At 28.5% G+C, this 14,896-nt stretch carries 14 protein-coding genes and 1 pseudogene; 11 read left to right on the top strand and 4 right to left on the bottom strand.

Going from position 1 to position 14,896, the window contains the following annotated elements; all coding sequences use genetic code 11:
• Nucleotides 1–8: 8 nt before the first annotated feature.
• Nucleotides 9–1,844 carry an aryl-sulfate sulfotransferase gene (locus tag AVBRAN9333_RS02085; protein ID WP_336608370.1) on the top strand — a complete coding sequence of 612 codons (1,836 nt, stop codon included), beginning with the start codon at nucleotides 9–11 and terminating at the stop codon, nucleotides 1,842–1,844.
• A gap of 23 nt (nucleotides 1,845–1,867) precedes the next feature.
• On the opposite strand, the gene AVBRAN9333_RS02080 is transcribed toward AVBRAN9333_RS02085, so the two are convergent.
• The gene (locus tag AVBRAN9333_RS02080; protein ID WP_336609349.1) at nucleotides 1,868–2,593 is read right to left on the bottom strand and encodes a tetratricopeptide repeat protein; all 726 of its coding nucleotides are present in this window, start codon (nucleotides 2,591–2,593) and stop codon (nucleotides 1,868–1,870) included.
• A 165-nt stretch (nucleotides 2,594–2,758) separates the two neighbouring features.
• Between AVBRAN9333_RS02080 and AVBRAN9333_RS02075 the strand changes: the two genes are divergently transcribed.
• From AVBRAN9333_RS02075 to AVBRAN9333_RS02060, 4 genes are all read left to right on the top strand, one after another.
• On the top strand, nucleotides 2,759–3,760 hold the full coding sequence (locus AVBRAN9333_RS02075; RefSeq protein WP_336609348.1) for a Fe(3+) ABC transporter substrate-binding protein: 1,002 nt from the start codon (nucleotides 2,759–2,761) through the stop codon (nucleotides 3,758–3,760).
• On the top strand, nucleotides 3,757–5,346 hold the full coding sequence (locus AVBRAN9333_RS02070; RefSeq protein ID WP_336609347.1) for an ABC transporter permease: 1,590 nt from the start codon (nucleotides 3,757–3,759) through the stop codon (nucleotides 5,344–5,346). The genes AVBRAN9333_RS02075 and AVBRAN9333_RS02070 overlap by 4 nt, the downstream gene beginning before the upstream one ends.
• Nucleotides 5,343–5,957: an ABC transporter ATP-binding protein gene (locus AVBRAN9333_RS02065; RefSeq protein ID WP_214119794.1), complete on the top strand. Its 615-nt coding sequence runs from the start codon at nucleotides 5,343–5,345 to the stop codon at nucleotides 5,955–5,957. Before AVBRAN9333_RS02070 ends, AVBRAN9333_RS02065 begins: the two co-directional genes overlap by 4 nt.
• 93 nt (nucleotides 5,958–6,050) lie before the next feature.
• The gene (locus AVBRAN9333_RS02060) at nucleotides 6,051–7,253 is read left to right on the top strand and encodes a sugar MFS transporter (RefSeq protein WP_336609346.1); all 1,203 of its coding nucleotides are present in this window, start codon (nucleotides 6,051–6,053) and stop codon (nucleotides 7,251–7,253) included.
• 26 nt (nucleotides 7,254–7,279) lie between these two features.
• Here the strand turns inward: AVBRAN9333_RS02060 and nhaA are convergent, their stop codons facing one another.
• From nhaA to AVBRAN9333_RS02045, 3 genes and pseudogenes are all read right to left on the bottom strand, one after another.
• Nucleotides 7,280–8,407 (bottom strand): Na+/H+ antiporter NhaA, encoded by a 1,128-nt coding sequence (nhaA, locus tag AVBRAN9333_RS02055; protein ID WP_214116864.1) that lies wholly within the window; start codon nucleotides 8,405–8,407, stop codon nucleotides 7,280–7,282.
• Nucleotides 8,408–8,621: 214 nt separating this feature from the next.
• Nucleotides 8,622–9,467, bottom strand: a pseudogene (locus AVBRAN9333_RS09535) (mechanosensitive ion channel family protein); the annotation flags it as partial.
• 863 nt (nucleotides 9,468–10,330) lie between these two features.
• Nucleotides 10,331–10,969: a carbonic anhydrase gene (locus AVBRAN9333_RS02045; protein WP_214116860.1), complete on the bottom strand. Its 639-nt coding sequence runs from the start codon at nucleotides 10,967–10,969 to the stop codon at nucleotides 10,331–10,333.
• A 103-nt stretch (nucleotides 10,970–11,072) separates the two neighbouring features.
• On the opposite strand from AVBRAN9333_RS02045, the gene AVBRAN9333_RS02040 reads away from it, so the two are divergent.
• The 6 genes from AVBRAN9333_RS02040 to AVBRAN9333_RS02015 all read left to right on the top strand — a co-directional run bounded on the left by AVBRAN9333_RS02040 (nucleotide 11,073) and on the right by AVBRAN9333_RS02015 (nucleotide 14,791).
• Entirely contained in the window at nucleotides 11,073–11,750 is a 678-nt protein-coding gene (locus AVBRAN9333_RS02040; RefSeq protein ID WP_239803051.1) for a Bax inhibitor-1/YccA family protein, read from the top strand.
• Between the two features lie 88 nt (nucleotides 11,751–11,838).
• Nucleotides 11,839–12,156: a preprotein translocase subunit SecG gene (gene secG, locus AVBRAN9333_RS02035; protein ID WP_214116856.1), complete on the top strand. Its 318-nt coding sequence runs from the start codon at nucleotides 11,839–11,841 to the stop codon at nucleotides 12,154–12,156.
• Between the two features lie 11 nt (nucleotides 12,157–12,167).
• Entirely contained in the window at nucleotides 12,168–12,725 is a 558-nt protein-coding gene (frr, locus tag AVBRAN9333_RS02030) for a ribosome recycling factor (RefSeq protein ID WP_336609345.1), read from the top strand.
• Between the two features lie 2 nt (nucleotides 12,726–12,727).
• Complete coding sequence (locus AVBRAN9333_RS02025) at nucleotides 12,728–13,144, top strand: RDD family protein (protein ID WP_336607872.1); 417 nt, start codon at nucleotides 12,728–12,730, stop codon at nucleotides 13,142–13,144.
• Nucleotides 13,144–14,166, top strand: a complete 1,023-nt coding sequence (locus AVBRAN9333_RS02020) for a ribonucleotide-diphosphate reductase subunit beta (RefSeq protein ID WP_214117055.1) — start codon at nucleotides 13,144–13,146, stop codon at nucleotides 14,164–14,166. The genes AVBRAN9333_RS02025 and AVBRAN9333_RS02020 overlap by 1 nt, the downstream gene beginning before the upstream one ends.
• A complete protein-coding gene (locus AVBRAN9333_RS02015; RefSeq protein WP_214116849.1) occupies nucleotides 14,156–14,791 on the top strand; it encodes a protein-L-isoaspartate(D-aspartate) O-methyltransferase in 636 nt (211 codons plus the stop codon). The genes AVBRAN9333_RS02020 and AVBRAN9333_RS02015 overlap by 11 nt, the downstream gene beginning before the upstream one ends.
• The last annotated feature ends 105 nt before the right edge of the window (nucleotides 14,792–14,896 follow it).

Here is a 14,896-nt window from a genome sequence, read left to right as displayed (position 1 = left end):
AGATTAAAATGAAAAAGGTATTGAGTTTATTTGCAGCAGCTGCAATTCTTTCAACAAGTGCTTATGCTATAGGTGGTGCTAGTGGTGCTAAGACTGATTATCACAAACAAGGCAAAATCGGTGAATTAGTAATGAACCCTTATAAAATCGCTCCCCTTACTGCAGTTATTAAAAATGGTGGTTATAAATTAAGCGATGTTAGCGTTGAAATTGTTCCTAAGGAAAACGGAGTTCCTTTAAAATATAATGTTGCTAATAAATTTTTATTAACTCATGGTGGAATTCCAGTTTTTGGACTATATCCTAATTATTACAATACGGTTAAGGTTAGCTATACAAAAGAAGCAAATGGCAAAAAAGAAAGAGTAGAAAACGAAGTTTATGAAATGTATGCTAGTGCTATTTATGTAGAAGCTAGTGGAATTAAATTCCAAAAAGCTGCATTATTTAGTGAAGCTAAAGTAAATAAAATTGACCCAGAATTTAAAGATAGACTTTATTTTGTAAATAATATTGAAGAAAAAAGTGGAGCAGGAACTAAAGTAGTATGGAATAACCCAACAGGCGGGGCATTAGAATGGAATTACTATCCGCAAAACTTTATCATTGATACAACAGGAGAAGTTAGATGGTATATGTTAGCTACTCCAATTTATGACCTTGATAGCTCAACTATGGCTGGTGTTATGATGGGCTTTAAACAAGATACTGATGGTGCTTTAGTTTGGGGATATGGTCAAAGATATGCAAAATATGACATAATGGGAAGAGAGATTTTCAATCGTCGCTTACCTGCAAACTATATTGACTATTCACACCAACTTGATGTTGCAGCTAATGGAAATTATTTTTTAAGAGTTGCTAGTGCAAATACACTTCGCCCTGATGGTAAAAATGTAAGAACGGTAAGAGATGTTATCGTAGAAATTGATAGAGATGGTAATGTGGTTGATGATTGGAGATTATACGAAATACTTGACCCATATAGAGATATAGCATTAAAAGTTCTTGACCAAGGTGCGGTATGTTTAAATATTGATGCAAATAAAGCAGGTCAAACTTTAAGTGCTGAAGAATTAGCAAAACTTGATAGTAGCGATAAGTTTGGAGATATTGTTGGAACTGGAGCAGGTCGCAACTGGGCTCATGTAAATAGCGTTAGTTATGACCCAAGTGATGATAGTATTATCATTTCATCTCGCCATCAAAATGCGGTTGTAAAAATTGGTCGTGATAAAAAAATCAAGTGGATTTTAGGTGCTCACAAAGGTTGGAAAGATGAGTTTAAAAAATACTTATTACAACCTGTAGATAATAAAGGTAAAAAAATTGAGTGTGATGATGAATATAGTAAATGCCCAGGATATGAAAATCCTGAAGGCGGATTTGACTTCACTTGGACTCAACACACAGCTTATAGAATTCATGAAATGAGTAAAAAAGGTGTTACTTATATAACCGTATTTGATAACGGAGATAGTCGTGGTATGGAACAACCTGCGTTTCCAACTGATAAATACTCTCGTGCAGTTGTTTATAAAATAGATGAGAAAAAAATGAGCGTTGAACAAGTTTGGGAATACGGCAAACAAAGAGGTCATGAATGGTATAGCCCTGTAACTTCTCTAGCTCAATATAATGCAGATAAAAACTCAATTTTTGCATATTCAGCTACTGCGGGGGCTAATTTTGATTTAGCAAATGGAGCATTCACTTCAGCACCAAATCCATACATTATGGAATTTAAATATGGCTCAACTACTCCTAGCGTTGAAATCCAATTAAAAGATACAACAGGCTATCAAGCGTGGCCGTTTGATTTAGGCAAAGCACTTAGTAAATAAGTAAAAAAGAACTAGAATGATTTCTAGTTCTTTAAATTCTTAATAAAATATATAACAATACTTAAGGCTTTTTTGCAATCTTCTTGCTCTCCTAAGCCGCAAGATTTTTTAAAATATTTAAATGCTTTCAATAAATTATTATGTTTTACATACAAAATAGCTATATTTTTACAAGAAATCACATTATCCATATTACAAGCTTTTAAATGATTTTCAAAACCTAATTTTTCGTTTTTCATCTTATCATTATATAAATATAATTGCCCTAAATTAAAGCAAGAATTTTGGTCATTTAACTTGCAATAATGTTCAAATATTTTAGCGGTTCTATCTAAGTTAGTATCTGTATTTATATATACAAAGGCTAATTGCATACAAGCATCTTTTATGTTTGCTTTACAACCTTTAAATAAATATGGTTCTGCTTTAATATCATCTTTTAAAGTATTAGAATAAAATATACCTAAATTCCCACAAGAAATTCCATCATTGTTATTATACTCACAAGATAATTTATAATAATATTCAGCCTTTTGTAAGCTATCTGGATTGTTTTCTTCATTATAAATAGTTGCTAAATTATTACAAGCTTTATATGATTTTTCATTACAAGAGATTATGTATAGTTCTTTTGCTTTTTCTAAATCACATTCAACACCTAAGCATTTGTGATATTTTAAAGCTTCTTTATAATAATCTTGTGAAAAAGCAATCACACTAATTAATGCGATTAATAATATTTTTTTCATTTTTTCTCCTTTTTTTCAAGTGTCTTATTTTATTATAATTAAATATCATTTAGCAATTTAGTATTATTGATAGTAATTTTTAATTTATTTAAAAATAAAAATAATAATTGTTATAAATTTCTTGCTAATATTTCAATACTTTAAAATATTATTTAAGGAGAAAAATTGAAAAAGTTAGCTTTAACAATTCTAGCAAGCAGTGTGCTTTTAGCAAATGGTGTGGTGAATGTCTATACTTCAAGGCATTATGATTCGGACAAAATCGTATTTGACGCATTTACAGCAAAAACAGGTATCAAGGTTAATTTAGTTCAGGATAAAATTGACCCACTTATTACTAAACTAGAGCAAGAAGGCAAAGATACTCAAGCTGATTTGTTTATGACAGTTGGAGCTGGGGATTTATACAAAGCAAAATCAAAAGGCTTATTACAACCTTACTCATCAAAAATAGTTGATGAAAAAGTTCCTGCAAAATTTAGCGATAAAGACAAAACTTGGGCAGGAGTAACCTATAGAGCTAGAGTATTTGTGTATGACCCAAAACAAATTAACGAAAAAGACCTTAGCACTTATAAAGCATTAGCTGATGAGAAGTTTAAGGGCAAGGTTTTAACTCGCTCTTCAACAGCTTCATATAATCGCCATTTAATAGCATTTATGATAGCAAAAGATGGGCTTAACCAAACTCAAGATTGGGCTAAAAAATTAGTTGCTAATTTTGCAAGAGAGCCAAAAGGCAATGATAGAGACCAAGCAAAAGCAATTGTAAGTGGCACAGGGGCAATTGCTATTATGAATAGTTATTATCTAGGTAGAATGTCTGTATCAAAAGATCCAATTGAACAAGAAGTATTTAAAAATCTTAAAATATTCTTCCCAAATCAAAATGATGGTGGAACGCATATAAATATAAGTGGAGCAGGTATTACAAAATATGCTAAAAATGTAAAAGAAGCAACCGCTTTAATGGAGTTTTTAGTAAGTAAAGAAGCTCAAGAGATTTTAGCTCAAACAAATTATGAATTCCCAGTAAATAGCGAAGCAAGTCCTGCTGATGTGGTTAAATCATGGGGTGAGTTTAAAGCAAGTGAAATTGATTTTAACGAAATAGCAAAAAATCTTGAAACCGCTCAAGTAGTAGCTGATAAGGCTTTATGGAAGTGAGAAGATTAAGTGATTTTTTAGCTTATTTGATATTATTTATAATATTAATTCCTATTTTTTATATTATATTTTTTATAACACAGCCGATTAAAGAAAATACGGCTGTGTTATTTGATAGCTACTTAGTAGAATATCTAAAAAATACAGGAATTATTTTGTTATTTACCCTGATTTTTTCTACGATTATTGGGGTATTTTTAGCTTATTTTGAGAGTTTTTATGAGTTTAGATTTAGGAAATTTTTTAAGTTTTGCTTGGTTTTACCTTTTGCAATTCCTAGCTATTTGTTTGCCTATGTTTATGCTGATTTTTTCTCTTATTTTTCTTGGTTTAATATATTTTTAAGAGATACATTTAATATTAAAATCCATTTTGATATGATGAATATTTATGGAGTTATTTTTGTATTTTCAATATCGTTTTTTCCTTATACTTACATACTTACAAGGGGATTTTTAGCTAGATTTGCTTCTAGTTTAATTTATAGTGCAAGAAGTCTAGGTAAAAATGAATTTGAGATATTTTTTAAAGTCATTTTGCCTTTATCAAGACCTGTTATTGTAGCTGGTGCAAGTTTGTGTGCTATGGAGACACTTAATGCTTATGGAGCGCCGAATTATTATGGTCTGCATGTATTTAGCACAGGTATTTATAAAGCTTGGATTGGATATGGGGATTTAAATGCTGCTATTAAATTAGCTGTGATTTTATTATTAATAGTATTTTTTATCTTATTTATTGAAAAAATCACTCAAAGACCTTATGAATTAGGCTCAAAACAATATGCACTAACAAGGACACAACTTAGCAAAAAAGCCGAAATAATTGTGCTTAGCTTGTTTTTTATAATTTTATTTATTAGCTTTATTTTGCCTGTTATTCACATTTTAATATGGTTTAAGAGAAGTTATTTTGATGTTGATTATGCTAATTTATTTGCACTTAGTAAAAATAGCTTTTTTTTAAGTGTAGCTTCTAGTGTGATTATTTTGATAATTGCTTTATTTTTAGCGGCAAATCAACGCTTTAAAAACAATAAATCAAAATTAATAATAAGCTCTTTAGCAAATATGGGCTATAGTATTCCTGGTTCTGTTGTAGCTGTTTGTATGCTTGTTATGTTTATTTTTATAGATAGAAGCTTGGCTTCTTTTTATATTTATTTGGGGATTAATAAGAGTTTATTTTTAACCTTAAGTCCTGTGATTTTGATATTTGCTTATGTTGTTAGATTTTTATCATTAGGTTTTAATTCAATTAATTCAGGGCTTAATAGACTGCCTAGCTCACTAACTAATGCAAGGCATAGCTTGGGGATAAATCCTTTTAAAGGTTTTTTTAAGGTTGAGTTTGTTTTGATAATCCCTAGTTTGCTTAGTTCGTTTATATTGATTTTTATTGAAGTGATTAAAGAATTGCCTTTAGCAAGTTTGCTTGCTACGAGTGAATTTAAAACCCTTTCGTTTGAGATGGATAGATATGCAAGTGATGAGCAGCTTGCTATGGTTAGTGCTCCTGCACTTGTGGTTGTATTAACTTGCTTTATATTATTAGTTATATTTAATTTGATTAAGGAAAGAAAATGAATTATTTTGAGTTTAAAAATGTGAGTTTTGGATACGAAAAGCCACTTTTTACAAATCTTAGCTTTAGTTTAAAACAAGGAGAAAAATTAGCCATCCTAGGAGAAAGTGGCAGTGGTAAAAGCACAATTTTAAAGCTAATTGCAGGATTTAACGAGCTAAAACAAGGAGAAATCTTTTTAGATAATGAAAATATTAGCAAAATTCCAGCTTATAAAAGAAATATAGGATTTTTATTTCAAGATTATGCTTTATTTCCACATTTAAATGTATTAGAAAATGTTATGTTTGGTATAAAAGATAAAGATAAAAAACAAATTGCCTTAGATATTTTAAATTCTTTAGATATAAAAAATCTTTTTAATTCTTATCCTAAGACTTTAAGCGGTGGTCAGCAACAACGCGTCGCACTTGCAAGGTGTATTGCTCAAAAGCCTAAATTATTGCTTTTAGATGAGCCTTTTTGTGCATTAGATGCTAATTTACGCTCTAGTGTTAGGACATTTGTTTTGGATTTTTTGAACAATTTAAACTTAACTTGCATTATGGTAACTCACGATTTAGCTGATGTGAATGCTTTAAAATCTTCAGTTTTAACATTAAAATGTGTATAAACTACACACTTTTTGAATTTTTTTACAAAAAGTTATTAAAAATGTTAAAAATTATTTTAAAATGAGCTTTTTAAAATTAATCAAAGGATTATTATGAGAACGCAAAACAACTCATTTTCGCTTGTTATTTTAACAGCGTTATTTTTTATGATGGGCTTTTTAACCGTTTTAAACGATATTTTAATCCCACATCTTAAAGAACTTTTTGAATTAACTTATTTTCAATCATCTTTAGTTCAATTTTGCTTTTTTGGAGCGTATTTTATAACTTCTGCATTTTTTGGTAAGCTAATTCAAAAAATTGGCTATCAAAATGGTGTTGTAGGTGGATTTTTATTAGCCGCATTAGGTGCTATTTTATTCTATCCTGCAGCAGGAACTCATAGTTATGCTATATTTTTAGGTGCTTTATTTGTTTTAGCTAGTGGGGTAGTGTTACTTCAAGTTACAGGAAATCCTTTCGTTACTTTATTATCACCTAGTGGTAAAGAAGCAAGAAATTTAGCTTTAGTTCAAGCATTTAATTCACTTGGAACAACCGTTGGACCATTTTTTGGTAGCTTATTTATCTTAAGTTCAACTGCAAATCTAAGCTTAGAAGAAAAAATAAGCTCGGTTCAATTACCTTATTTAGGAATTGCAGTTGCACTAATTGTTTTAGGAATTTTTGTGAAGTTTTTCATAAAATTACCTGATGTAAGAATTACAGCAGAAGAAATCAGCGAAAACGCACACGATACAAGAACAAGTGCTTGGCAATATAAACACTTAGTTTTAGGTGCTATTGGGATTTTTTGCTATGTTGGTGCTGAAGTTGCTATCGGCTCATTTTTAATTCTTTATTTAATGCCTATTTTAAATATCACTCAAGTAGAAGGTGCTAGTATGATAGCTTATTATTGGGGTGGAGCTATGGTAGGTCGCTTTATTGGAAGTTATATAATGAATTATATTAAACCTGCTTATTGTTTAGCATTCAATGCAGTTATTGCTATGACGCTTTTATTGTGTGCTATTTTAATTGGTGGAGAATTGGGTGCTTACGCAGTTTTAGGTGTTGGATTTTTTAACTCTATTATGTTTCCAACTATTTTTTCACTTGCTACAAATGGACTTGGTCGTTGCACTTCTCAAGCTTCAGGAATTATTTGTATAGCAATCGTTGGTGGAGCTATTATCCCTCCTATTCAAGGAATACTTGCTGATATTGTTAATTTACATATATCTTTCATTATTCCTGCGATTTGCTATTTATATATTTTATTCTTTGCAGTTAAAGGCTATAAATGCAAATAAGAATTTGAATTCAGATTTTTCTGAATTCAAATTTTAAATCTTAACCATAAAAATCCAAGCACAGCAGAACAACAACTAGCACTTAAAACTGCTAATTTTGCACTATTAAAAATTGCTTCATTTCCTTCAAAAACTAATGTATTTATAAAAAAGCTCATTGTAAAGCCAATTCCTGTTAATATACTAGCTCCGTATAAAATCTTTTTGCTAGATGGTAAGGTCGCACCTAGTTTATTAGCAAGTAAGCAAAAACTAAATACTCCTAATTGTTTTCCAATAAATAAACCAAAAAATATTCCAAAAAATACACTATTTAAATTGTCTAAATTAAACTCAAGCAATACCCCAGCATTAAATAAAGCAAATATAGGCAATATTGCATAATTTACATAAGGGGTTAAATCGTGCATAATTTGCTCTAAAAATTCTTTATTGTCTTTAGTATGTAAAGGGATAAAAAATGCACAAAGCATTCCAGCTAAAGTAGTATGAACCCCACTTTCTAAAACACAAACCCAAATAAAAGCACCTACTATTAAATAAAACATTTTGTAAGTGCAATGGAAAATATTTAATATAAATAATAACCCAACACCAATAGAGCCTAAAACAAGAGAAATATATAAAAGGTCATTTGTATAAAATATCGCAATTATAATAATTGCAGCAATATCATCAAATATTGCAAGGCTTAATAAAAATACTCTTACACTATTTGGAACATAGTTTTTTAGCATTAATAAAATAGCAATAGCAAACGCTGTATCAGTTCCTGTTGGAATTGCAAATCCACTTAATCTATAAGTATCAAAAAAATTAAATATAGAATATATTAAAGCAGGAACCATAATTCCACCTAAAGCACCAGCAAGTGGTAATAATCTTTTGCTATTTGTATTTAGTTCTCCGCATAGAATTTCTTTTTTTACTTCAAGTCCAATCCAAAAGAAAAATATAGCAACCAATCCATCATTTACCCATAAAAACAATGGTTTGCTTAAAGAATAATCTAAAAAGCTAATAGATGCTCTAGCTTCTAAACAAGCATTGTAAAATTCACTAAATGAAGAATTTTTTAAAAATATTGCTAAAAATGTCATAAATAATAATAAAAATGCAGGTAAAAGTTCGTTGTTTTTGATTTTTGATAACATTTCTCTCCTTTTAAATAAATTAAATAAAACATTCTTAGTAAAAAATGCTTGATTTAAAGAATTGTAAAGGTTTTAAAAGCGATATTTACTCTGATAATAATTAAAAAAAATAAATAAAAGTTTATAAAAAATAATAATTTTTATTATTTAATAATTTAAAAATAAAATTAAAATTCCTATTTTAAATTCTTGAATTTAAAATAGGATATTTGAATTATTTTGTTGTATCTGGAAGTTTTTCAATATAAAGGCTAGTTGAAGGGAAAGCAAAACTTAGACCATTTTTCTCAACTATTTTCATAATTTCCATTAATATTTTGCTTTTTTCATCATAATATTGTTTAGCACTAACGCTTTTTATATAAAAGTATAGCTCTACATTGATACTACTTGCAGCAAAATCATCTAGCCAAACATAAATTGATGATTTAAAGCCTTCTAAATCATTGACAGAAATTAAATTTTGTTTGTAATAATTTTTGTTTTTGTGTTGAAATACATCATCGTTTTCGTTAGCTATTATATTATTACTTGTCAGCAATTCTTTTATATCGTTTATAAAATTTTGTATTTGCTCTGTGCTTGCGTCGTATGTCAAGCCAACGCTCATTCTTACTCTTCTACCATATTTTCTTTTTGAATAATTTTTTATATTTCCATTTAATATCGTAGAATTTGGGATAAATACTAAGCAGTTATCAAAAGTTCTTATGGTTGTTTTCCTAAGACCTGTTTCAACTATTGTTCCTTCTATTCCGTTAATTTCTACCCAATCACTTTGAGAAAATGAATTATCAAATAACATTAAAACAGAAGCAAAAAAGTTAGCGATAATATCTTTTGCAGCAAGTGCAACTGCTAAACCACCAATACCTAATGAAGCAATAATTGCTGAAATATCAAAACCTAATTTAGCAAGTATGATTAATATAGCTATGAAGACTATTATAAAATATAGTATTTTTAGCATAAGATTTATTATTTCTTTTTTACCGCTTCTTTTAGCAATTTTTGAAATAATTATTACTCCGTATCCATCTAAGATAGTTATTAATAACCAAGTAAATGCCATAGTATTAATAATGCCAAATAGCGTTAGTATAAGTGTCATAATTGGAGCAGGATAGAACGCTATTAGAAAACATAACCATAAACCATATATATAAAATAAAGCAATTAATGGTTTTGTTGATTTTTGTAATAATTGTAATGAATGATCATCATGGTTTTTCTTAAATACTCTTAAAATTATTGTAAAAATTATTTTAAGAACTAATTTTTTTAATAAAAATATAAATAGCATTATAAGAGTGCATATTATCACTTTACCAGGATTTATATAATTATTGACTTCTTCTGGAAAATATGAATTAAATTTGCTTAAAAATTTATTAGTATCTAGTTGCTTAAAAATATCATTAGTAGTAAATATATCTGTATTTAGTCTAAGATATGTTAAAAGTTCTACATAAGAATTGATTTTAATTTTTACTTCTTGATTATCACTTGTATAATTACTAATCGTTTTTATGCGTTCATCTATTAGATTTTTTAAATCTGTTTTATGCTCTTCTTTAGAATTTAGATAAGAAATAATTTCTAATAAACATTCATAAAAATTTTGTTCTACTGCTTGTAAAATTTTATCATTATTAGTTTTTTTAATATCTTTTAATATGTTTTTGTCTAAATTCTCTGGTGTAATTAGGGTTGGAAATACTGCTAGTATTTGATTTTTTTCATTTTTTAATTCTTTGATTTCAGAATTTATTTTGAGTTTATTTTGGCTGTTTTCATCTTTTTCATCAGCTAAAAATTTATTTAATTCTTCTATTTTTATGTTTTTAGTAGAAAAATTATCAATATTATTTAATAGCTCATTAGAATATAAAAAAACCCCAAATAATAGTATAAATAAAATTCTCATTTAATATCCTTTAATGGCTTAAAGTGTCCGTCATTAGGGCAGTATTCATAGATTTCTCCTGTTTCTATTAAAAAATACCAAGCTCTAATTTTTAATTTATTCTCATCAATTCTTTTTTGAACTTCAGGATAGCCTAATAAATTCTCATAGCTATTTAAAATATTTGCTTTTTCTATCATCCAAGACCTTAATGCGTATTGACCTTCGTAGTGGTTTAGTTCTAATGTAAAATCAACTTGTTGTTTAATATCATCAATTAAAGAAACCCATTTTTTTACGTTAGGTAAAAGTTCTGCTTTTTTACTAGGAATATCTTTACATCCACCGCAGTTGCTATGCCCACATATTATTACATTTTCAACATTTAACGCATATAAAGCATATTCAATAGCTGAAGTTGTTGCTAAATATTCATCTTTTACACGATATGGTGGGATAATATTTGCTATATTTCTTACAACAAATAATTCTCCTGGAACTGTTGAAGTTATTAGATTAGGAATTACTCTTGAATCAGCACAACCTATAAATAATGTATGTGGATTTTGCTCTTCTTTTAAGTCTTTAAATAAGTCTTTATGTTCTAAAAACCCTTCTTGCATAAATTGCAATGCGCCTTTTATTAATTTATCCATTTTTTATCCTTGTTAAAAAGCGAAATTATATAAAAAAATTTCAATGAGATATTAACTAACTTAGTTATAATCAAGTGCATTTAATAATAACAAGGAGACAATTATGAGTTTATACGAAAGAACTCGCACTAGTTCAGCAATTCGCTCAGATGCTGCTATTTTTGTAAGAGATACATATATGTATTTTGCACTTTCACTAGTTGCAGCTACTTTAGGAGCTTATTTAGGTGCTACTTATTTAGCTAGTTTTTTAGTTGGCAATATTTGGGCTAGTATAGGAACGCTTATAGTAGAAATTGCCTTAATTATGATATTAAATAGAAAAAGTGAGGTAACTAATGGTGCTATTGCTATGCTATTTGCATTTGCATTTATTAGTGGATTAAGCCTTACTGGAATTATTTATATTACTTTACAAAGTCAAGCAGGTGCTACAATTATTGCTCAAGCTTTATTCTTAACAACTTTAGCTTTTGCAGGTCTTAGTGTTTTTGCATTTACAACCAAAAGAGATTTTAGCGTTTTTGCTAAAGGATTTTTTATAGTTTTATTAATTATGATAGGTGCTTCTTTATTAAACCTATTTTTCCAAAGCCACCTTTTACATTTAATAGTTTCTTGTGTTGGAGCAATAGTATTTAGCTTCTTTATCATTTATGATACTCAAATGATAATTCGTGGAGCTTATCAAACACCAATTCAAGGTGCAATTGCTTTATACCTTGACTTTATTAATTTATTTATATCTTTATTAAATATCTTAAGAAGCATTAGAGACTAATTTTTAAGCCTTCAATTTTGAAGGCTTTAACTTATTTTAAATTTTATAACATATAATACAAACTTTATTTTTAAACGAAAGAAGTAATATGAACACAATTTTTATCGCAATTCAATTTATTTTAGTAGTTATTATTTGTGCTTGCGTTCTTATGCAAAAAAGCTCAAGTATAGGCTTAGGTGCTTATAGTGGTTCTAATGAGAGCTTATTTGGAGCTAAAGGTCCTGCTGGTTTTTTAGCAAAATTTACTTTTATCATAGGAGTTTTGCTAGTAGCTAATACTATTTATTTAAGCTATAGTTATAACACTAAAACTGGTGAAAGTCTAGTAAATAAACTAGAAAATGCTAGCAAACAACTTAATGACACTAATCAGCCTAAAGCATTACCAGAATCAATTAAATAAAAGGAATACTAATGTTAAATGATATTTATTCAAAACAAAAAGAACAAAACGAAAAAGCTCACAATTCTTTAAAAAAAGATTTTATGACTTTAAGAACAGGTAAAGTAAATATTTCTATATTAGATAATGTTTTTGTAGATTATTATGGAACTCCAACTCCATTAAATCAAGTTGCAACCGTGTTGGCAACTGATGCAACGACAATTACTATTAGTCCTTGGGAAAAATCTATGATTAAGGCTATAGATACTGCTATAAAAGCAGCAAATATCGGTGTAAATCCTAATGCTGATGCTGATGGAGTTAAATTATTTTTCCCACCAATGACTAAAGAACAAAGAGAAGAAAATGCTAAAGCTGCAAAAGCAATGGGAGAAAAATGCAAAGTAGCTATTAGAAATATCAGAAAAGACGCTAATGACGCTGTAAAAAAATTAGAAAAAGATAAAGCAGTAAGCGAAGATGAAGCTAAAAAAGCTTACGATGAAGTTCAAAAATTAACAGATGTGGCAATAGCTAAGACTGATGAATTAGTTAAAGAAAAAGAAACACAATTACTTAAAGTTTAAAAATGGCAAAGGCTAAGGTAAGTTTAGCTAGCCTTTATGATAAATTAAAAGCTGGCATTGTTGATATGTTTATGATAATGATGCCAATACAATACTTCACTACCTATATCTTAGTAGGTAGTGCTAGTGAGTATAGACAAAATCAATCTTTTATATTATTTGCAACCATTACTTATCTTTTAGTTTTATTTTTGCTTTTATTTTTTAAAGGTCAGAGTTTAGGGTATAAATATTTAGGTTTGCATTTAAGAAATAAAAATGGTAAAAAAGCAAGTTTATTTCAAGTTTTTATTAGATTGGTATTGTTTGTGCTTACATTTTCTTTATTATTTGGTATTTTATTTCCATTTTTTAGAAAAGATAGGCAATATATACACGATTTATTTTCAAACACTTTAGTCCTTAAGGAGAACAAATGATGGATAGAAAAAGAATTTATAATCCACAAAGTAATGAAGATTTAACATCAAGAAGAGTATTTGGTGGAAATCCACAAGGTATATTAAATTTTACAAAAGCAAAATATGAGTGGGCTTTAAAATTATGGGATTTAATGGAAGCTAATACTTGGTTTCCTAGAGAAGTTGATACTACAAAAGATGCACTTGATTATAAATGTAATTTAACTTCAAGTGAAAAAAGAATGTATGATTTAGTATGGAGCCAACTAATTTCTATGGATAGTTTTCAAACCAATAACCTTGCTGATAATATCAACCCTTATATAACAGCTCCAGAGATTAATGCAGTATTAGCAAGACAAGCTTACGAAGAAGCAAATCATTCAAAAAGTTATGCGGTAATGGTTGAAGCTATTTGTGATGACACTGATTTAATATATGAAATGGAAAAGCACGATGCTACTTTAAGAAAGAAAAATGATTTTATTTCAAGTTTATATGAAGAACTTGCGGGAGATGTAACTGATGAAAAGTTACTATATGCAATGGTTGCGAATCAAATTCTAGAAGGAATTTATTTTTATAGTGGCTTTACTGCAATTTATGCACTAGCTCGTGCAGGTAAAATGCTAGGTTCTGCTCAAATGGTAAGATTTATTCAAAGAGATGAAATCACTCACTTATTGTTGTTTCAAAATATGATTAATTCAGTTAGAAAAGAAAGACCTGATTTATTTAACGAAAAAACAATTGCTAAAATTTATGAAATGTTTGAAAGAGCTGCAGAGCTTGAAATTGAATGGGGTAAATACATTACTCAAAATCAAATTATGGGCTTTACTGATGATATAATTACTGAATATATTCATTATTTAGTAGATTTAAGACTTAGCTCAATCGGACTTGATAAAAAATATAATGCAAAACATCCTATTAAATGGGTTGATGACTTTTCTAAATTTAACGACCAAAAGAGTAACTTTTTTGAAAGTAAAGTTACAAATTATAGTAAAGGAAGCTTGAGTTTTGATGATTTTTAAGGATATTTACGAACAGCAAAAATGTGCTAGACTTGCTGAGAATATTGCAAATGAAGTTAATATTAGCAATGAGATTAAACAAGCATTTGCTAATACACCAAGAGAAATTTTTATGCCTATGAGTAATTTTGCTTATGAGCTTCACGCAATGCCGCTTAGCTCAAATCAATGGATTAGCTCACCAATAACAGTAGCAAAGATGACAGCAGCACTAGAGCCTGTTGGTGCTGATAGTGTGCTTGAGATTGGTTGTGGTAGCGGGTATCAAGCTGCACTTTTGAGTAATCTTATTAGAAGAGTTTTTTCTCTTGAGAGAATAAAGGAATTATCAAATAAAGCAATAAAAAATCTTGATACAATCAAGGCAAATGTATATGTTCGCCACGCTGATGGAAATAATGGGCTTAAAAATTATGCACCTTATGAGAGAATTTTACTATCTGCATATACAAATAAAGTTCCTGATGTATTATTTACTCAACTTGAAGTTGGTGGAATTTTAGTAGCTCCTGTTGGAAATGAAAATAAACAATATATTACTAAATATATTAAGCATAAAGATAGAATAGAAGAAATCATTCTTGATTCTTGCACTTTTGTTCCTATGTTAAGTGGTGTTGAATAGTAATTTAACATCACTTTTTAATCTTTATTTTTACTCAAAATATTTTTAATCTACATTTATTTGTATAATTAGCTTAATAAGGTAAAAATTATCCTTTGTAAAGAA

The organism is Campylobacter sp. RM9333, assembly GCF_020137705.1.
GTDB lineage: Bacteria > Campylobacterota > Campylobacteria > Campylobacterales > Campylobacteraceae > Campylobacter_E.
The sequence above is the reverse complement of the archived record's forward strand: the minus strand, read 5'-3'. Positions and strand labels throughout refer to the sequence as shown.